This is a genomic window from Pandoraea vervacti, from assembly GCF_000934605.2.
GTDB lineage: Bacteria > Pseudomonadota > Gammaproteobacteria > Burkholderiales > Burkholderiaceae > Pandoraea > Pandoraea vervacti.
On record NZ_CP010897.2, the window covers coordinates 992,335 to 1,011,001 of the forward strand.

The following is an 18,667-nucleotide window of genomic DNA, read 5'->3' on the forward strand; positions in this document are numbered from 1 at the left end:
TAGCAGACCCGCCGCTGTCTTTGCCTTTACTGACCGGATAAGGGGAAAACCCCGATCCAGTCTGGACAATGATGTTATGACAAGTGAACACGCACTCACCTCGGATAAGAAGTACCCAGTGACCGACGCCGCGCGCGCTGCGCTGGCCATCGCCAAGCGCGGCTGCGACGAACTGCTCGTCGAAGAGGAGTTCCTGCAAAAGCTGGCGCGCAGCGAGGCGACCGGCAAGCCGCTACGTATCAAACTGGGTCTCGATCCGACCGCGCCCGACATTCACATCGGTCACACGGTGGTGCTCAACAAGATGCGCCAGTTGCAGGATCTGGGGCATACCGTCATCTTCCTGATCGGCGACTTCACCTCGCTGATCGGCGACCCGTCGGGCCGCAACAGCACGCGCCCGCCGCTCACGCGCGAGCAGATCGAGACGAACGCCAGGACCTATTTCGAACAGGCCGCGCTGGTGCTCGATCGCGAAAAGACCGAAATCCGCTACAACAGCGAATGGTCCATGAAGCTGGGCGCCGACGGCATGATCAAGCTCGCGTCGCGTTACACCATGGCGCGCATGCTCGAGCGCGAGGACTTCACGAAGCGTTTTCAGGGCGGCGTGCCCATCGCCATCCACGAATTCCTGTATCCGCTCATGCAGGGCTACGATTCCGTGGCGCTGGAGTCGGATCTGGAGTTGGGCGGCACAGACCAGAAGTTCAATCTGCTGGTCGGTCGCGAATTGCAGAAGCAATACGGGCAGGAGCCGCAGTGCATTCTGACGATGCCGCTGCTCGAAGGGCTGGACGGCGTCGAGAAGATGTCGAAGTCCAAGAACAACTACATCGGCATCAGCGAGAAGCCGAGCGAGATGTTCGGCAAGCTGATGAGCATCTCCGACGACCTGATGTGGCGTTACTACGAGCTGCTGTCGTTCCGCACGCTCGAGGAGATCGCGCAGCTGCGCAAGGATGTTGAAGGCGGTCGCAATCCGCGCGACGTGAAGGTGCTGCTCGGGCAGGAGATCGTGGCGCGCTTCCACTCGCAAGCGGACGCTGAGCGCGCGCTCGAAGACTTCAACGCCCGCGCAAAGGGCGGCGTGCCGGACGACATTCCGGAAGTTTCCCTCGATGGCGCACCGTTGGGCATCGCTCAACTACTCAAGCAGGCGGGTCTCGTGCCCTCGACGTCGGAAGCCAACCGCAACATCGAACAGGGCGGCGTGCGTATCGACGGCGAAGTCGTGTCGGACAAGGGCGCGAAGATCGATGCCGGCACCTACGTCGTGCAAGTCGGCAAGCGCCGTTTCGCCCGCGTCACGCTCGCGTAAGCGCTCGGCGTTGTCAGAGGAACGGCGATGATCGCGCTCATTCAGCGTGTGCTCGAAGCGGCGGTGACGGTCGATGGCCGCACCGTGGGCGCGATCGGGCCGGGCCTGCTCGCTCTGGTGTGTGCCGAGCGCGGCGACACCGAGGCGAGCGCGGACAAGCTGCTCGCGAAGTTGCTTGCCTACCGCGTGTTTCCGGATGAGGCAGGCAAGATGAACCGCAGTGTGTCGAGCCTCGACGGCAAGACCGACGGCGCCGGCACGGCGGGCGGTTTGCTGCTCGTCTCCCAGTTCACGCTGGCCGCCGATACCAACAGCGGCACGCGCCCAAGCTTTACGCCTGCGGCCAGTCCAGCGGACGGCAAGCGGTTGTTCGATCACTTCGTCGCGCAAGCGCGGGCGCGCCATCCCATCGTGGAAACCGGCGAATTCGGTGCGTACATGCGGGTTTCGCTCGTCAACGACGGGCCGGTGACGTTCTGGTTGCAGACGCGCCCTGAAGCCGCCTGAACCCGGAGCCGCCTGAGGTCACCCGATACCGCCTGCTGTCGCCCGAATGCGCGCGACGTCCGTTAGTCTCTCGCCGCCCGTCTCACTGGCTCACCTGTCTCTCAAGTGCGCGTTGCGCCGGCAAATGCCATTCGCGCACCGGCCTGTCATCTCGAAAATCGCTCGGAATCGTCCTGAAGTGCCGGGGTGAGTGCACGCGATTCGCAGCGGTGTGATACCGTCGTCAGGTTCTGAAATCAACGCTTGGGAGAATCTGATGAAAGTCTGGAGTGACTCGTTTGCCGACAACGCCCCGATCGATGCACAGTTCGCGTTCGGCAAGCCGGATGCACAGTCGCACGTTGCGCTGTCACAGAACAAGAATCCCCACCTCGCCTGGTCCGACGTGCCCGCTGGTACGCGTTCGTTTGTCGTGATCTGTACCGACAGCGACGTGCCCAGTCAGGGCGACGACGTCAACAAGGAAGGCCGCGAAGTCCCGGCGGACCTGCCGCGCGTCGATTTCTTCCACTGGGTGCTCGTCGACGTGCCGGCATCGGTCAGCGAGATTCCGGCCGCCAGCCACAGCAATCACGTCACGCCGCGCGGCAAGTTCGGGCCGGACGCGCTCGACGGCATGCGCCACGGGGTGAACGACTACACCGCCTGGTTCGCCGGCGACGAGTCCATGAAGGGCGACTACTACGGCTATGACGGCCCGTGCCCGCCCTGGAACGACTCGATCGTCCACCACTACCATTTCACCGTGTATGCGCTCGATATCGCACGCGTGCCGCTCGAGGGTCGCTTCGACGGTAACGATGTGCTCGCGGCAATCAAGTCGCACGTGCTGGGCAGCGCAACCGTGACCGGCACCTACACGCTCAATCCGAAGGCGCACTGAGCCCGACCGAGCCCGACCGAGCCCGACTGAGCCCGGCGGGTCCCGGTTCCCGCACGCGTCACGCGCTCGGCTTCCTGTCTACCTTTCACGTAATTGCACCGACTTCGATGACTCGCACGACCACCACGCTGACCCTGATCCGTCACGGCGAGACCGACTGGAACCGCGTCAAGCGGATTCAGGGGCATACCGATATTCCGCTATCGGTCGAAGGAGAGCGTCAGGCGATGTTGCTGGGCGAGCGCATCGCGCGGGAAGTCGCTGCACAGGGCAGCGTGTTCGATCACGTCTTGACCAGTGACTTGCAGCGTGCGGTCCAGACGGCGGCGCCTGTCGCCCGGGCGTGCGGCTTGCCGCTCGTGCGCACGGCGCGTCTTCGTGAGCGCCACTACGGCGTGTTCGAGACGCATGTGCCGGACGAGATTCAGGCGGCATTTCCCCAGGACTACGCGCAGTGGCAGACCCGTGATCCGGACTTCGTGATTCCGGGCGGCGAGTCGATGCGCGGCTTCTATGCGCGTGTCACCGAGTTCATTGCGCAAGTCCTTCGCGATTACGCGGGGCAGCGCGTGGCGCTCGTCGCGCACGGGGGCGTGCTCGATTGCAGCTACCGACTCGCCACGGGACTTGCGCTCACCGAGCCGCGCGCGTATCCGTTGCTCAATGCGAGCGTGAACCGTCTGTCGCACGATGGTGAGCGTTGGCATGTGCTGAGCTGGGGAGATGTCGCGCATCTGGATGATGCGGTGCGCGACGAAAGCAACGACAAGCCGGTCGCCGTAGCGGTGGGGGATCGCGTCGATCCGCGCGTTGTGTAGACGCGCGGGCAACGGCGAGGAACATTGTCTTCGCACGGCGCTCGTGACGTTCATGGGATTCACGGGATTCACTGGCTTCACGGAGCCATGGCGCTCACGACGGTCTCCGCCTGCGCCGCGCAGCACGTCTTGCTAACGTTCCAGTGACGGTTCGGTCACCCCGACCGCAGGTGTCGCCAAAGCACGGCGTCGTGCGCGGTGCGCTACGCTGTTGCGCATCGACCAGCGGGCGATCTGCGCCATGTGGCGCACGGCCGGGCGCACTGTCAGGCGACGAATCGCCGCGCGATCCTCGAAGCCGAGCATCGTCTGCGACCACTCGGGCAGCAGATCGATGCCCGCGCGAAACAACAGTCCACTGAATACCCGAGCGCCTGCGAATGGTGCGGGCAGATTGCGCAGCACGCGCACGACTTCCGCCGTGCGATCGCTCGCGCTGAGCTGCGCACGCATCGCTTCGAGATAGTCCTGGATTTGCGCGACGCTCGTGGGCACGTCGCGCGCGCCCAGCGCGATCGCAATGCGTGCGACTTCCGAGTAGTAGCGGTCCTGATCGGCGCGCGAGAACGTCGGGTCCTTGTAGACCAGATAACTGCGCAGGAAACTCGAGGTTTCCGCCACGTGCACCCACGTCAGCAACGCAGGGTCGTAGGCGGCGTAGGCGCGTCCGTCTGGCGCGGTGCCTTTGACCTGAAGATGGATGCGACGCACGCGCTCGAGCAGCGCCTGGGCGTCGGCCGTGTTGCCGAACGTCGTGCCGCCAATGAACGTGGCGGTGCGGCGCAGGCGTCCCATGACATCCTGCCGGAACGTCGAGTGATCCCAGACACCGGCCATGGCGAGCGGATGCAGCGATTGCAGCAGCAGCGCGCTCACACCCCCGATCATCATGGAAGTGAAATCGCCATGCACGTGCCAGCAGGCGGCATCCGGCCCGAACAGGCCGGGGTCGCCGTCAGGGGTGTCGTAGTTCAGTCGCGGGGCGCCGGGGCCCGAGGTGAGGCTCACGAGGCGCATGGCGATGGCGTGACGCAGATGTCCCGACACCCCCACGACCGGCCCGGCGGGCCGCAAGGGCGCTGCCGGGGGCGGTGTCGGGAGGTCGTCGTGCGAAGCCATATCGGGCAGAGGTGGAGCGCGAAACGGTGCGCGAAATCGTGAGGGGACGGGGGCGTGAGCGCGGCGCGACTATTGACCCGTCGCGTCCGGCGACCAGAGCGAACCGCTTTCCGGTGCGCTGCCCGGCGCAGCAAGTCCAAAGTGACGGTAGGCCGCCAACGTGGCGACGCGCCCTCGCGGCGTGCGCTGCAAGAAGCCTTGCTGGATCAGGTACGGCTCGATCACGTCTTCGATCGTATCGCGCTCTTCGCCAATGGCGGCCGCGAGGTTGTCGACACCGACCGGGCCGCCATCGAACTTGTGCAGCACCGCTTCGAGGAGCTTGCGGTCCATCACGTCGAAGCCGACAGGGTCGACGTCTAGCATCGAGAGTGCGGCGTCCGCCACGGCGGCCGTGATACGGCCGTCGGCCTTCACTTCGGCGAAGTCACGCACGCGGCGCAGCAGGCGGTTGGCGATACGCGGCGTGCCGCGTGCGCGACGCGCAATTTCGAACGCGCCGTCGTCGGCAATGACAGCGCCGAGCAGGCCCGCCGAGCGGCGCACGATACCCGCGAGCTCTTCGGCCGTGTAGAACTCCAGGCGCGCCACGATCCCGAAGCGATCGCGCAGCGGGTTCGTGAGCATGCCGGCGCGGGTGGTCGCCCCCACGAGCGTGAACGGCTGGAGATCGAGCTTCACGCTGCGCGCGGCCGGACCTTCGCCGATCATGATGTCGATCTGATAGTCCTCGAGCGCGGGATACAGAATTTCCTCGACGACCGGCGAGAGCCGGTGGATTTCGTCGATGAACAGCACGTCGTTGGCTTCGAGATTGGTCAGCAGGGCTGCGAGGTCGCCCGGACGCTCCAGCACCGGCCCGGAAGTCTGCCGCAGATGCACGCCCATTTCGCGGGCGATGATGTGGGCAAGCGTCGTCTTGCCCAGACCCGGCGGGCCGAAGAGCAGCACGTGGTCGAGCGGTTCCGAGCGCTTGCGGGCCGCCTCGATGAAGATTTCGAGCTGTTCGCGCACCTTGCGCTGGCCGACGTATTCGTCGAGCAGCTTGGGGCGCAGGGCGCGCTCGAACGCTTCTTCGTTGGGCGAGGCCGGCGTCGGCGCAATGATGCGTTCGGCGGCGAGTTTGTCGGTTTCGATCATGGCTGCATTGTAGCGCTTCGGACGTCGCTTGCCGGGCCAGGTGCGGCCAGGGCACGGGAAAAAGCGTCGCCACGCCGGATCCCGGCAACGCCGGCGCCGGGCGCGCGGACCTCAGCCCACCAGACGGCCGCGTTTGACGCGCAGCCCCTTGGCCGCGAGCGCCGGGGAGACTTCGGCTAGCGCGGCATATGTGTCGCCGCTGTGCGCATGGCAGATGGCCACACCGAGCGCGTCGGAGGCATCCTTGCCCGGCGTGCCGGTGAGGGTGAGCAGACGCGTCACCATCTCCTGCACCTGTTCCTTGCGGGCGCGCCCGTAGCCCACCACGGCCTGTTTGAGCTGCATCGGGGTGTATTCGAAGACTTCCAGTCCGCCCACGGACAGCGCCGTGATCGCCGCGCCGCGTGCCTGCCCGAGCAGCAGCGTCGATTGCGGGTTGACGTTGACGAACACCTTTTCGATGGCGGCCTGATCGGGCCGGTATGTGTCGACCAGTTCCGCCACGCTCTCGAAGATGATGCGCAACCGGGCGGGCAGGGTGCCGTCGCCGGTACGGATGACGCCGCTCGTCACGTATTGCAGACGGTTGCCGTGCTTTTCGAGCACGCCAAAACCGGTGACGCGCAGGCCGGGGTCGATGCCAAGAATTCTCATGCGGGGGCCGATGACCGGCGTGCTGCGCCGATGCGGGCAAAGAAGCCAATATGGCCCGTATTCTGTCATACCCGCGCCAGATCGCGTCGATTTGCCGCAGGCCCGTTGCGCCGGCGGGTGACGGACTGCGCGTCGCGAGACGGCGGATTGTTGTACATTGTTTCCTGTTCAAAAAATATTCGGCGGCCCCGCGCGGGCCGCCCGTCTCCGATGCTCTGGATCAAAGCGCTTCACATCGTTTTCGTCGCTTCGTGGTTTGCCGGCCTGTTCTATCTGCCGCGCATTTTCGTCAACCTCGCGATGGAGAGCGATCCGGCCGCAACGCAACGTCTGCTGCTCATGGCGCGCAAGCTCTATCGTTTCATGACGATTCTCGCCGTTCCCGCCCTCGCTTTCGGACTGATCCTCTGGCTGTATTACGGTATCGGTCGCCACGGCGGCTGGCTGCACGCCAAGTTGCTGATCGTCGTGCTGCTCATCGGTTACCACCATGCCTGCGGGAGTCTGCTGCGCAAGTTCGAAAACGGTCGCAATGCCCGCTCGCACCGGTGGTACCGCTACTTCAACGAGATCCCCGTGCTGGGGCTGCTCGGGGCGGTTATCCTTGCCGTCGTCAAACCATTCTGAGCGCATCCATGAATGAAGGCCCGCATGTCGGGCCTTCGTCGTTTTGCGTTGTGCACACCACGTCGTCATGCTTGAACAGCGCTAACCATAAGCGCCAACTGCGATAGCGAGAGGAGTTTGCCGTGAGTCTGACCTGCGAGTATTTTCTGGCGACGCAGTCGCCGTATGTGTATCTGGGGCATGCGCGCTTCGTCGCGCTGGCGCGTCGCTACGACGTGCAGATCCAGCTCAAGCCCATCGATCTCGGGCGTATCTTCAGCGGTTCGGGCGGCCTGCCGCTGGCCAAGCGAGCGCCGCAGCGTCAGGCGTATCGTCTGGTGGAGCTGGCGCGCTGGTCGAAGTATCTGAACGTGCCGCTCAATCTCGAGCCGAAGTTCTTCCCGGTCTCCGGCGATCCGGCGGCGCGTCTGGTCATCGCGACCCAGCTTGCTCACGGTACCGACAAGGCGCTCGACCTGATCGGCGCCGTCTCGAAGGCACTGTGGGTGGACGAACGCAACATCGCCGACGACGCCACGCTGCAAGCCGTGGCCGACAGCCTGTCGCTCGATGGCAGGTCGTTGCTTGCGGCGTCGAACGGCACGAGCGTGCAGGCCGCCTACGACGCCAACACCGACGGCGCAGCACGCGCCGGCGTGTACGGCGCGCCGTGGTTCGTCTTCGAGGGCGAGCCGTATTGGGGGCAGGACCGCCTCGATTTTCTCGAACGCGCCTTTGCCGACGCCAGCGCCAGGAAGGGCTGATTCGGCCGTGACCGGCGCTGACCGGTGTAGCGCATTTCGGCCGCAGCTATGCGCTTGACGCGCAAGCGCGCAGCGGCATCCCCCAGGAGTCAACAGCATGAGTCGTCCGGAAGTTGTGTTGTACAAGGGCGTGCCGCCAGACGTGCGGGCACGGTTGGCCGAGCACTTTTCGCTCACCGAATTCGACGGTGTGAACGACGCGAATCGCGCTGCGTTCGCGACGGCGCTCGGTCGCGCGCAGGGCGCCATCGGCGTGGGGGTGAACGTGACGCCCGAGTTGCTCGACGGCGCGCCGAACCTCCGCGCCTGGGCCACGATCTCGGTGGGTTACGACCAGTTCGACGTGCCGGACCTCACGCGTCGCGGCATCAAGCTGATGAATACGCCCGATGTACTGACGGAAACCACGGCGGATACCGTTTTCGCACTGGTGCTCTCGAGCGCACGCCGTGTGGTCGAACTGGCCGAACTCGTGAAGGCCGGTGGCTGGAAGGCCAGTCTCGGCGAGGCGTATTTCGGCACCGACGTGCACGGCAAGACGCTCGGTATCGTCGGCATGGGCCGCATTGGCGGTGCGGTGGCGCGTCGCGCGGCGCTGGGCTTCGGCATGAAGGTGCTGTACAGCAACCGCTCGCGCAATGAAGCCGCGGAGAAGGCGTATGACGCGCAATATCGCACGTTGCCCGAGTTGCTCGCGCAGGCGGATTTCGTCGTCACGCTGGTGCCGTTGTCGCCGGCGACCGAGCGCCTGATCGGCGCCGCCGAATTCGCACAGATGAAGCGCGGCGCCATTTTCATCAACGCGGCGCGTGGCAAGGTCATCGATGAGGCGGCGTTGATCGATGCGCTGGCGTCCGGCCATTTGCGTGCTGCCGGTCTCGACGTATTCGAGCGTGAACCGGTTCCGGTCGACTCGCCATTGCTGAAGATGAAGCAAGTGGTGGCGTTGCCCCACATCGGGTCCGCCACACACGAAACGCGCCACGCGATGGCCTCGTGTGCGGCCGATAACCTGATCGCCGCACTCACCGGCAAGCCGCTGCAAAACGTTGTGAACCCGTAAGTCGAGCCACGTCCCGACGCGACGCGGCGATGGCAAAAGGGCGATGTGCCGCTACGGCACGTCGCCCTTTTTTCGTTCCTCATCCGTGCACCTACGTCACATCACAGCACATCACTTCGCGTCGTTCGACGTGCGCCGCCGATTGATGACTTCCTTCGCACGCGCGAGTTGCGACGGCAACCGGTCGCCGAGCCGCAACGCCATGCCCACGGCGAGCACGTCGCCGATGGCCAGATGCGCGAGGCGCGACGTGAGCGGCGAGTAGACATCGGTGTCTTCGTCGACGTCCGCAAACAAGGCCACCGTGGCCTGGCGCGCCAACGGCGAATTGCTGTGCGTGATCGCAATCACACTCGCCCCGGCGGAGCGCGCGAGCATGGCGGCTTCAAGCAGGTCTTGCGTACGCCCGGTATTCGAGATGGCGACGACGACGTCTGCCGGTCGCAGCAGCGCGGCGGACATGCCGTAGACGTGCGGATCGTTGTACGCCACGGCGGGCACCCCGAGCCGGAAGAACTTGTGCTGCATGTCCTGTGCGGCGATGCCCGATGCCCCCGCGCCGTAGAACTCGATGCGACGTGCACCGGCGAGCAGTTCGATGGCCTGCCCGATGCTGTCGGGCGAGAGATTGTTGCGCACCTGCATGAGGCTGCCGATGGTGCGGTCGAGCACCTTGCTGGCGATGCCGGGCACGGGTTCATCCGGGCGCACGTCCCGATGCACGAACGGCACGCCCTGTGCAATGCCTTGCGCCAGCCGTATCTTGAATTCGCGATAGCCGCTGCATCCGACCGCCTGGCAGAAGCGGGCAATCGTCGGCTGGCTCACGCTGGCGCGCTCGGCGAGTTCGTTCATCGACAGATCGACGACTTCGCGCGGTGCATCCAGCACATAGGTCGCAAGCTTGCGCTCGGACGGGCGCAATTGGGTCAGCGTGGCTTCGATTCGGTTAAGCATGGGCAGGCAGGCACCAACAAAAGCAGACGTGCAGCGATCACCGCGACGCGTCATTCCCCGTATGGCCGAGCTGACGTGCCGTCGCCCATGAGCGGCCAGGGCGTGACGGACGTGCCAGACCGGCTTGTCAGGCGCCCACTATAGCACCCGGATGCCCTGTCTCAGTGGCTCGCGCACAAGCCCACCACGCGTCGAAGGACGTCGAGAATGTACAAAAACTACATAAATACGACATTTCGCATTATGAATTGATGTTTCTCTATGCGATAGAAATTCACGTAAGTGACCGAAATGACTCAGTAAAACCCCGAATGCTGACGCCTTTCGATTGATGGGATGTAGAATTTCTACTAAACTCCGCTCCCAATCGCACTTCACGGCATCCGACCCGGGTGTTCCGCAATCCCGTCTCCGGCGTGACCATTTCCGCATGATGTCTGAGCAAACGAAGCCCCTGCACCCGACCGTACTGGCCGTTACCGCGCGCATTGCCGCGCGCAGCCGCGACACACGCGCGGCCTATCTGGCCCGCATCGACGCGAGTGCCGGCCGCTTTCCGCAGCGCGGCGCGCTCTCGTGCGCCAATCTCGCGCACGGCTTTGCTGCCATGCCCGCGAACGACAAGCTGATGCTGCGAGAGCAGCGTCGTCCGAACGTTGGCATCGTGACTGCCTACAACGACATGCTCTCGGCGCATCAGCCGTACGAGCAATATCCGGCGCGGTTGCGCGAGGCCGCGCGCAAGCTCGGCGCCACGGCGCAGGTCGCGGGCGGCGTGCCCGCCATGTGCGATGGGGTCACGCAAGGCAATGCGGGCATGGAACTGTCGCTCTTCTCGCGCGACATCATCGCGATGAGCACGGCTGTGGCGCTCTCGCACAATATGTTCGACGCGGCGCTCATGCTGGGCGTGTGCGACAAGATCGTGCCGGGTCTCGTGATCGGCGCGCTGCAGTTCGGCCATCTGCCGACGATTTTCGTGCCGGCCGGCCCGATGGCGAGCGGTCTGTCGAATGACGAGAAAGCCAGGATCCGCCAGTTGTACGCCACCGGCAAAGTGGGGCGCGACGCGTTGCTCGAAGCCGAATCGCAGGCGTATCACAGTGCCGGTACGTGCACGTTCTACGGCACCGCCAACAGTAACCAGTTGCTCATGGAAATCATGGGCCTGCACCTGCCGGGCGCGGCCTTCGTGCATCCACATACCCCGCTGCGCGATGCGCTCACCGACGCGTCGCTCGCGCGCGTGCTGGCCATCGGCGCGCACACGCCCGATTACACCCCTGTCGGCCATGTGGTCGACGAACGCGCCGTCGTCAACGGCATTGTCGGTCTGCTTGCCACCGGCGGCTCGACCAACCATACGCTGCATCTGGTGGCGATGGCCCGCGCGGCGGGCGTCATCATCGACTGGGACGATTTCGACGCGCTCTCGGCCATTGTGCCGCTCATGGCCCGCGTGTATCCGAACGGCAAGGCGGACGTGAACCATTTCCACGCGGCGGGGGGCATGGGCTTTCTGATCGGTGAACTGCTCGACGCCGGGTGGCTGCACGAGAACGTCAAGACGGTGGCGGGTCCGGGGCTGTCCCGCTATCGCGCGGAGCCGTGGCTCTCGCCCGAAGGGCTGGCATGGCGCGCCGGTAGCGCCTACAGTGGTGATCGTGACGTCTTGCGCGGCCACGCCGAGCCGTTCGCCCCCGATGGCGGACTGCGGCTCATGCATGGCAATCTGGGGCGCGGCGTCATCAAGGTGTCGGCAGTCAAGCCGGAACATCGGCGCGTGGCGGCAACGGCACGCGTATTTGTTTCGCAGGAAGCGGTCCAGGCCGCGTTCGATGCAGGTGAGCTGCATCGCGACGTGGTCGTGGTGTTGCGCGGCCAGGGGCCGCGCGCCAACGGCATGCCCGAGTTGCATCGCCTCACCCCGCTGCTCGGTGTCTTGCAGGACGAAGGGTTCGCCGTGGCGCTCGTGACGGATGGCCGGATGTCCGGGGCGTCGGGCAAGGTGCCCGCCGTGATCCACGTGTCGCCCGAAGCGGCGGGCGGTGGCCCGCTCGCCCGCGTACGCGACGGCGATCTGATCGTGCTCGACGCGAACGCCGGCATGCTGCACGCCGAGGTGTCCCCGCAGGCATGGGCCGAGCGCGACATCGCGCCGGTGCCGGACTCGGGCGAGGACACCGGACGCCTGCTCTTCGGCCATATGCGGGCGGCCGTGGGCGCGGCGGAGGCGGGCGCTTCCGTGTTCTTCGGTACCGAGTGACGACTCGCCGTCTGCCCTCGGCCATCCGTCACTGCATTCAAGGAAAACGTAATGAACATCAATGACATCGTTCGTGCCGGCCCCGTGGTTCCGGTGCTCCAGTTCGATAACGTCGAGCAGGGCGAGCAAGTCTCGCGCGCACTGCTCGCGGGCGGCGTGCGAGTCCTCGAAATCACGCTGCGCACCTCGGCGGCGATGGACGTCATCCGCCACGTGGCGGGGCTGTCCGACGAACTGATCGTGGGGGTGGGCACGCTCACGCGCCCGGAAGAAATGGCGCAAGCCGTGGCGGCCGGCGCGCGTTTCGGCGTGTCGCCCGGCTACACGCCGACGCTGGGCGCGGCGGCCAAGGCGGCCGGCCTGCCGCTGCTGCCGGGCGTGGTCACGCCCTCGGACATTCTCGCGGCACTCGCCGACGGTTACGAGACGGTGAAGTTCTTCCCGGCCGAACCGTCCGGCGGCGTGCCGATGCTCAAGGCGCTGTACGGGCCATTCCGCCAGATGCGTTTCTGCCCGACGGGGGGGATCAGCGCCGAATCGGCGCCGTCGTATCTGGCGCAGCCGAATGTGGTGTGCGTGGGCGGCTCGTGGCTGACCCCCAAGGCGCTGGTCGACGCGAAGGACTGGGACGGCATCACGCGTCTGGCCCGCGCGGCGAGCGCGCTGCCACGCGCCTGAGTGTACCGGTCGTGCGCCGCGCGCAGTCATCGGGCGAACGACCGTCGCAATGGACCCTACGTAGCACGCTTCAGGCATCAGGTATCACGTCGCAACGGCGAGGCAATGCCGGCATCAACGAAAACAGGATTCCAATAAACGGGCGCAAGCCCAACGGGCAACCGCCCATCTAGCCAAACGAGGAGACCCCCATGGTCGCGGTGCAAGGCAACTTGCTGCTGGTGTACGCGCTTGTCGCGGTAATCGCGCTGATCCTGATGATCGCGCGTTTCAAACTGAATCCGTTCATCACGCTGATCGTCGTCTCGCTCGTGCTCGGGCTGGCGGTGGGCATGCCGATGGGCGGTATCGTCAAGGCATTCGAGACCGGCGTGGGCAACACGCTGGGCCACATTGCGCTCGTGGTCGGGCTTGGCACGATGCTCGGCAAGATGATGGCCGAGTCCGGGGGCGCCGAGCGTATCGCGCGCACGCTCATCGGGTTCTTCGGCGAGAAGAACGTGCACTGGGCCATGGTCGTGATCGCGTTCATCGTCGGTCTGCCGGTCTTCTTCGAAGTCGGCTTCGTGCTGCTGATTCCGATTGCGTTCAACGTCGCAAAGCGCACTGGCACCTCGATGGTGCTCGTGGGCATTCCGATGGTCGCCGGTCTGTCGGTCGTGCACGGCCTGATTCCGCCGCACCCGGCCGCGCTGCTGGCGGTCACCGCCTATAACGCCGACATCGGGCACACGATCATGTACGCGCTGATCGTTGGCATTCCGACGGCGGCCATCGCCGGTCCGCTGTTCGCCAAGCTCATGGCGCGCCACGTGGTGCCCAATCCGGACAATCCGCTGCTCTCGCAGTTCGTCGAAGCCGACCGTCCGATGGACAAGCTCCCGGGCTTCGGCATCACGCTGTTCACGATTTTGCTGCCGGTCATTCTGATGCTCATCGGTAGCTGGGCCGATCTGTTCTTCGCACCGAAGACGTTCGCGAACGACTTCCTGCGCCTGATCGGCAATTCGGTGATGGCGTTGCTCATCGCCACGCTCGTGAGCTTCTTCACGTTCGGCAAGCAGCGCGGCTTCAATCGCGACCAGATTCTCAAGTTCACGAACGAGTGTCTCGCACCGATCGCCACGATCACGCTGGTCGTGGGCGCCGGCGGTGGTTTCGGGCGTATCCTTATGGATAGCGGCGTGTCGAAGGCGATCGTCGACGTGGCGAACAACGCTCACCTCTCGCCGCTGCTGCTGGGGTGGCTGGTGGCTGTGCTGATCCGGATTGCCACAGGATCGGCCACGGTCGCCATGACGACCGCGTGCGGCATCGTCGCACCGATCGCGGCGGCGGCCGGCTCGACCGTCAAGCCGGAACTGATGGTGCTGGCTACGGGCGCGGGCTCGCTGATTCTGTCGCACGTGAACGACGGCGGCTTCTGGCTGGTCAAGGAATACTTCAACATGACCGTGCCGCAGACCTTCAAGACGTGGACGGTTTGCGAGACGATCATCTCGGTGGTCGCGTTGCTGCTCACGCTCGGCCTCGCCACGGTGGTGTGAGGCGAGGCGGGGATGCAGGGCGCACGGCAAGAGCAACACGCCGACGCGAGTCGGCACGGAACAAGGAGACGAGCCATGATCGTCGTGGTAATGGGCGTATCGGGCAGCGGCAAGAGCACGGTCGGACAAAAACTCGCCGACCGGCTGGGCTGCGGGTTTTCCGACGCGGATTCGTTTCACAGCCCCGCGAACATCGAGAAGATGCGTCGCGGCGAGGCGCTCAACGACGCGGACCGCGCACCCTGGCTTGCCGCGATTCGCGAGGCCATCGTCGCGCGCCGCGTGGCGGGACGTCATCACGTGTTCGCGTGCTCGGCTTTGCGCGCGCGCTATCGCGATGTGCTGGGCGAGCACGACGGCGACGTCGTGTTCGTCTACCTCAAGGGCGCGCCCGAGGTGATCGGCGAGCGTCTTGCCTCGCGCTCCGGGCATTTCTTCGATCCGGCGTTGCTGCAAAGCCAGTTCAACACACTGGAAGAGCCGCGCGACGCGCTGATCATCGACATCCGCGAGTCGCCCGACGCCATCGTCGAGACCCTGCTGCATAAACTTGCCGCCTGCCCCGGCGGCGCACTGCTCACGTCCGCCGGGGCGGCACGCGTACAATAGCGGTTTCTTCTTCTGCGCCGGCGCTTCGCGCGCCGGTCGTACGCATCAACATGGCTTCCTTCGAATTCTTCGCACCCTGTCCTCGCGGACTGGAAGAGGCGCTTGCCGCCGAACTCGCGGAACTGGGGCGTCTCGCTCCGATCTCGGTCGGCAAACAGGTGCCCGGCGGCGTGCATTTCGCCGGTCCGTGGGCAGCCGGCATGGCGGCCAACCTGCATTCGCGCATTGCCAGCCGTGTGCTGCTTCGTGTGGCGCAGCAGGGCTATCGCACCGAACAGGATATTTACGAATTCGCCCTGCGCCAGCGCTGGGAGGACTGGTTCGGCTACCAGCAGACGCTGCGTGTCGACGTCACCGGTATCAAGGCGCCGGTTCGCAGCCTCGAATTCGTCACGCTTCGCATCAAGGACGCCGTGTGCGACCGACTGCGCGAGAAGACCGGCGCGCGGCCGAACATCGACACGATGCAACCGGACGTGCGCGTGTTCGCTTTCCTGACGGCGACCGACGTCACCATTTATCTCGATACCTCGGGCGAGCCGTTGTTCAAGCGCGGCTGGCGTCTGGACAAGGGTGCGGCCCCGCTGCGCGAGAACCTTGCCGCAGGCATTCTGCGTCTGGCCGGCTGGCGCACCGATACGGCGGCGGACATGGTGCTGTATGACCCGATGTGCGGCAGCGGCACGTTCCTCGCCGAAGCCGCGCAAATCGCGCTTGGCATTCCGGCGGGGGCAGGACGTCGTTTCGGCTTTGAAAAACTCAAGGGCTACGACATCACGGCATGGCAGTCGCTGAAGGTGCAGGCAAGCGATGCCCAGCGCGATGCGCGTGTGCGCGGTGTGCCCGACACGATTTTCGGCAGCGACATCTCCGGCGACATGCTGGTCAAGTCGCGCGCCAACCTGGAGCGCGCCGGCGTGGGCGATATTGGCCTGAAGCAGGTGGATGCGCGCGATATGTCGCCGCCGGTGGATCGCCCGGGGATCATCGTCGCGAACCCGCCGTACGGCGAGCGTATCGAGGTGCGCGGGCGCCGTGCGCCGCGCGATGCCGACGATGGCTATTCGCCCGACGTTCAGGGCAATCGCGGCGGTTTCCAGCGCAATCAGCCGGACGGCGTCGATGCCGAATTCTTCCGTGCGTTTGGCGATGTGCTCAAGCAACGTTTTACCGGCTGGAGCGCTTTCCTGCTGACGGCCGACATGAGCCTGCCGGGGCAGATGCGCTTGCGCGAATCGCGTCGCACGCCGCTGTACAACGGCGCGCTGGAATGCCGTCTGTTCCGTTTCGATCTGATTGCCGGTTCCGTGCGCAAGCGCCCGGGCGACGCGCAGAGCAAGCCCGAGGGCGACGAAGCTTAAGCCTCGCCCGGCGTCGTGCAGGCGATGAGGGGACCGGCCACTGGCCGGTCTTTTTTCATGGGGCGTGACGGTAGCGATGCACGCGATGGCCGTGAAGGAGGCGCGTGGCGCGTCAGCGGTTCGTGGCAGGCGGTGCGGAACTCGGACGAGGTGCCGACGCGGCCGAGCGTGCCTGCGTCAATGGCGGCTCAGGAGGCGGCGGCAGTGCGGCTCGCTGCGCCGCGCGTCGGTGTGCAGCGGTGGTGGCCAGACGTTCGCGCAAATCGCCCGGGGCGATGCGTGGACGGCGCGGATCGCACGTCACGTTCTCCGGATCGGACAGGTCGCTCTCGTCGTCGGCGCCGGTAAGCGGCGAATGACCGGTGACATCGAGCGCGCCGAGCAGCGTGACGTTGCGCAGCCATCGTTCGGTATCGCACGTGATGGCGTTGTGACTCACGATATCGTCCACGACCGTTGCGTCGCGCGGGTCCGGATGGATCTGCCAGATGTCGTGCGTCGCTTCCCAATGCGGCCATATCTGCCTGCCCGCGCCGTAATGGCAGTACGCGAGCGCCTGATAGGCCTTGCGGCATGCTTCGCGCGTTGCATGACACCAGGGACGATCGAGCGTGGCGATGTCGAGGAGGCGGCCGAGGCTGCCGCTGGCATCCGCACCTGCGCTGAAGAAGTACACCCGCTTGTTGGTCGTGTCGAATGACCATGGCACGGCGATATCGTGACCGAACGCCTGCAGAATGCGCAGCGTCAGAATGTCGTCGGCGACATGCGTTTCCGTGGTTTCCGTTGCTCCGATTGTTCCTGTTATTCCTGTTGATCCTGCACGTTCCGCCATTTCCGCACGTGCCTCCTGGCGAGCGAGCACCGATTGCGCCCACAGAGTCAGCGTCGGCGTACTCGCGATACGCTCGAACAGTGTCCATCCTGTCGGGCGCGGAATCAGCCGTCGTAACAGATCCACGGCAATGTCCGTCGGCAGACCGGTGTCCCGGAGTGCATCGATCGTGACTTCGTGATCTTCGAGTATCGCCAGACGCCGGATCGCGATGGCCTGCTCAGCGGTGCGGGCCGGCCCGCCCGCCGTTGTCTTGCCGATGTAGGTCTCGATCTCGCGCCCGAACGTGCTGTCGGGATGCACGGCGGCGGCGGCCATCGCCGCCTTCGTCGGATTGCATTTCGGATTAAGCGCCCTGATGTTGACGACGTCCATCCAACCGAGTGCACGGTAGACCGGTTCGAGCACCGACGCGCTCGAACGTCCCGCCGACGCGCCGGCAATGGGCTGATGGTCCACGTTCATGGCATGTCTCCTGCGGACAATGTGAGAGGCGACATTGTCCGGAAAGCCCCCGGTGCCGGGTGTCGGGTTTGCCCGCCGGAGTTTCCAAACGCGCAAAGGCTGGCCGGCGCGTGTGGCGACCCTATGACGCTACGCCCGTTCAGACGGGCATGATGCCGGACGTGGGGGGCGCGAGGTCAGGAAGCGGCGCAGGATGCCGTGCGAATAGTGGCTCGCCACCTCACGCAGGAAGCGGGGAAAATCGACGTGGGCCGTATCGTCGGCGGCGTCCGACAGCGTGCGCATCACGGCAAACGGTATACCGTATTCGTGACACACCTGTGCGACGGCCGCGCCTTCCATTTCGACCGCAAGCGCCTGCGGCAGATGGCCGCGCAGCAACGTCACTTCATTGGCGCTGGAGACGAACCGGTCGCCGCTCGCGATTTGTCCCACGTGCACGCGCGGCGAGACCATCTGCCATTGCGCACGCCATTCGGCGCTCACCTGTTCATGCAGTTCTTCGGCGAGCCAGTCGCGCGCGGCCTGCGCGAGGGCGTCGCGCAGGGCGGACTCGGCATTGAACGACGCACGCCCGAGCAGCGGAATCTCGTAACGGGGAAAGAGCGGGCTGGCGTCCATGTCGTGTTGCGTGAGCGTGTCCGCAATCACCACGTCGCCCACCGCGAGGCCATGCGCCAGACCGCCCGCGACGCCGGTGAAGACAAGTTCCCTCACGTCGAAACGGTGAATCAGCGCCGTTGTCGTTGCCGCGGCCGCCACCTTGCCGATACGGGCGAGCACGATGACGCAATCATGGCCATGGAGTTTGCCCACGTAGTAGTCCCGCATGCCGATGTGCTCAACGTGAGCGCCAGGGGCCATTTCTGCGAGCAGATCGGCAATTTCTTCGTGGAGCGCGGCGACGATGCCTAGCGTCATGATGCGGGACTCGATTGACTGGGGGAATCTGACTGGGCCGTTGGCGACGTCGTCGCGCCAACATCGAGCGCGCATTGTAGCGCGGGGCCGCACCCGGTGATGGCGTGCGGCCCCGCGTTGTTGCCGCCCCCGGCGTCGGGACGGCGTTGATGC

The 18,667-nt window shown here is 65.5% G+C and carries 18 protein-coding genes; 12 read left to right on the plus strand and 6 right to left on the minus strand.

Features of this window, described 5'->3' with window-relative positions; genetic code table 11:
- The first annotated feature begins 76 nt into the window (after positions 1-76).
- The 4 genes from tyrS (at position 77) to UC34_RS04470 (ending at position 3,529) form a co-directional block, all read left to right on the plus strand.
- Positions 77-1,321, plus strand: coding sequence for a tyrosine--tRNA ligase (gene tyrS, locus UC34_RS04455; protein WP_044454234.1), 1,245 nt, complete (start codon positions 77-79; stop codon positions 1,319-1,321).
- Between the two features lie 27 nt (positions 1,322-1,348).
- Positions 1,349-1,828, plus strand: a complete 480-nt coding sequence (gene dtd / locus UC34_RS04460; protein WP_044454236.1) for a D-aminoacyl-tRNA deacylase — start codon at positions 1,349-1,351, stop codon at positions 1,826-1,828.
- 256 nt (positions 1,829-2,084) lie between these two features.
- Entirely contained in the window at positions 2,085-2,711 is a 627-nt protein-coding gene (locus tag UC34_RS04465; protein WP_044454238.1) for a YbhB/YbcL family Raf kinase inhibitor-like protein, read from the plus strand.
- Positions 2,712-2,818: 107 nt separating this feature from the next.
- The gene (locus UC34_RS04470; RefSeq protein ID WP_044454240.1) at positions 2,819-3,529 is read left to right on the plus strand and encodes a histidine phosphatase family protein; all 711 of its coding nucleotides are present in this window, start codon (positions 2,819-2,821) and stop codon (positions 3,527-3,529) included.
- Between the two features lie 132 nt (positions 3,530-3,661).
- Here the strand turns inward: UC34_RS04470 and UC34_RS04475 are convergent, their stop codons facing one another.
- From UC34_RS04475 to ruvC, 3 genes are all read right to left on the minus strand, one after another.
- Positions 3,662-4,648, minus strand: coding sequence for an oxygenase MpaB family protein (locus UC34_RS04475; RefSeq protein WP_063389819.1), 987 nt, complete (start codon positions 4,646-4,648; stop codon positions 3,662-3,664).
- A gap of 69 nt (positions 4,649-4,717) precedes the next feature.
- A complete protein-coding gene (gene ruvB, locus UC34_RS04480) occupies positions 4,718-5,788 on the minus strand; it encodes a Holliday junction branch migration DNA helicase RuvB (protein ID WP_044454242.1) in 1,071 nt (356 codons plus the stop codon).
- A gap of 111 nt (positions 5,789-5,899) precedes the next feature.
- Complete coding sequence (gene ruvC, locus UC34_RS04485) at positions 5,900-6,442, minus strand: crossover junction endodeoxyribonuclease RuvC (protein ID WP_044454243.1); 543 nt, start codon at positions 6,440-6,442, stop codon at positions 5,900-5,902.
- Between the two features lie 210 nt (positions 6,443-6,652).
- On the opposite strand from ruvC, the gene UC34_RS04490 reads away from it, so the two are divergent.
- From UC34_RS04490 to UC34_RS04500, 3 genes are all read left to right on the plus strand, one after another.
- Complete coding sequence (locus UC34_RS04490) at positions 6,653-7,069, plus strand: CopD family protein (RefSeq protein ID WP_044454245.1); 417 nt, start codon at positions 6,653-6,655, stop codon at positions 7,067-7,069.
- A gap of 122 nt (positions 7,070-7,191) precedes the next feature.
- Positions 7,192-7,812, plus strand: coding sequence for a 2-hydroxychromene-2-carboxylate isomerase (locus UC34_RS04495; protein ID WP_044454247.1), 621 nt, complete (start codon positions 7,192-7,194; stop codon positions 7,810-7,812).
- A gap of 97 nt (positions 7,813-7,909) precedes the next feature.
- Positions 7,910-8,875 carry an NAD(P)-dependent oxidoreductase gene (locus tag UC34_RS04500; RefSeq protein WP_044454249.1) on the plus strand — a complete coding sequence of 322 codons (966 nt, stop codon included), beginning with the start codon at positions 7,910-7,912 and terminating at the stop codon, positions 8,873-8,875.
- Between the two features lie 111 nt (positions 8,876-8,986).
- On the opposite strand, the gene UC34_RS04505 is transcribed toward UC34_RS04500, so the two are convergent.
- A complete protein-coding gene (locus UC34_RS04505; RefSeq protein ID WP_044457740.1) occupies positions 8,987-9,832 on the minus strand; it encodes a MurR/RpiR family transcriptional regulator in 846 nt (281 codons plus the stop codon).
- 433 nt (positions 9,833-10,265) lie between these two features.
- Between UC34_RS04505 and edd the strand changes: the two genes are divergently transcribed.
- The 5 genes from edd (at position 10,266) to UC34_RS04530 (ending at position 16,293) form a co-directional block, all read left to right on the plus strand.
- Positions 10,266-12,098, plus strand: a complete 1,833-nt coding sequence (gene edd, locus UC34_RS04510; RefSeq protein ID WP_044457741.1) for a phosphogluconate dehydratase — start codon at positions 10,266-10,268, stop codon at positions 12,096-12,098.
- 51 nt (positions 12,099-12,149) lie between these two features.
- A complete protein-coding gene (gene eda, locus UC34_RS04515; protein ID WP_044454251.1) occupies positions 12,150-12,776 on the plus strand; it encodes a bifunctional 4-hydroxy-2-oxoglutarate aldolase/2-dehydro-3-deoxy-phosphogluconate aldolase in 627 nt (208 codons plus the stop codon).
- Between the two features lie 191 nt (positions 12,777-12,967).
- A complete protein-coding gene (locus UC34_RS04520; protein ID WP_044454253.1) occupies positions 12,968-14,323 on the plus strand; it encodes a GntP family permease in 1,356 nt (451 codons plus the stop codon).
- 75 nt (positions 14,324-14,398) lie between these two features.
- Positions 14,399-14,932, plus strand: a complete 534-nt coding sequence (locus UC34_RS04525; protein ID WP_044454255.1) for a gluconokinase — start codon at positions 14,399-14,401, stop codon at positions 14,930-14,932.
- A gap of 50 nt (positions 14,933-14,982) precedes the next feature.
- Positions 14,983-16,293 (plus strand): THUMP domain-containing class I SAM-dependent RNA methyltransferase, encoded by a 1,311-nt coding sequence (locus tag UC34_RS04530; RefSeq protein ID WP_044454257.1) that lies wholly within the window; start codon positions 14,983-14,985, stop codon positions 16,291-16,293.
- 112 nt (positions 16,294-16,405) lie between these two features.
- Here UC34_RS04530 and UC34_RS04535 read toward each other — a convergent pair whose 3' ends face one another.
- Together UC34_RS04535 and UC34_RS04540 are read right to left on the minus strand one after the other, a co-directional pair.
- Positions 16,406-17,593 carry a hypothetical protein gene (locus UC34_RS04535; RefSeq protein WP_044454259.1) on the minus strand — a complete coding sequence of 396 codons (1,188 nt, stop codon included), beginning with the start codon at positions 17,591-17,593 and terminating at the stop codon, positions 16,406-16,408.
- A 129-nt stretch (positions 17,594-17,722) separates the two neighbouring features.
- The gene (locus UC34_RS04540) at positions 17,723-18,514 is read right to left on the minus strand and encodes a 5'-methylthioadenosine/adenosylhomocysteine nucleosidase (RefSeq protein WP_044454261.1); all 792 of its coding nucleotides are present in this window, start codon (positions 18,512-18,514) and stop codon (positions 17,723-17,725) included.
- Positions 18,515-18,667 lie beyond the last annotated feature (153 nt).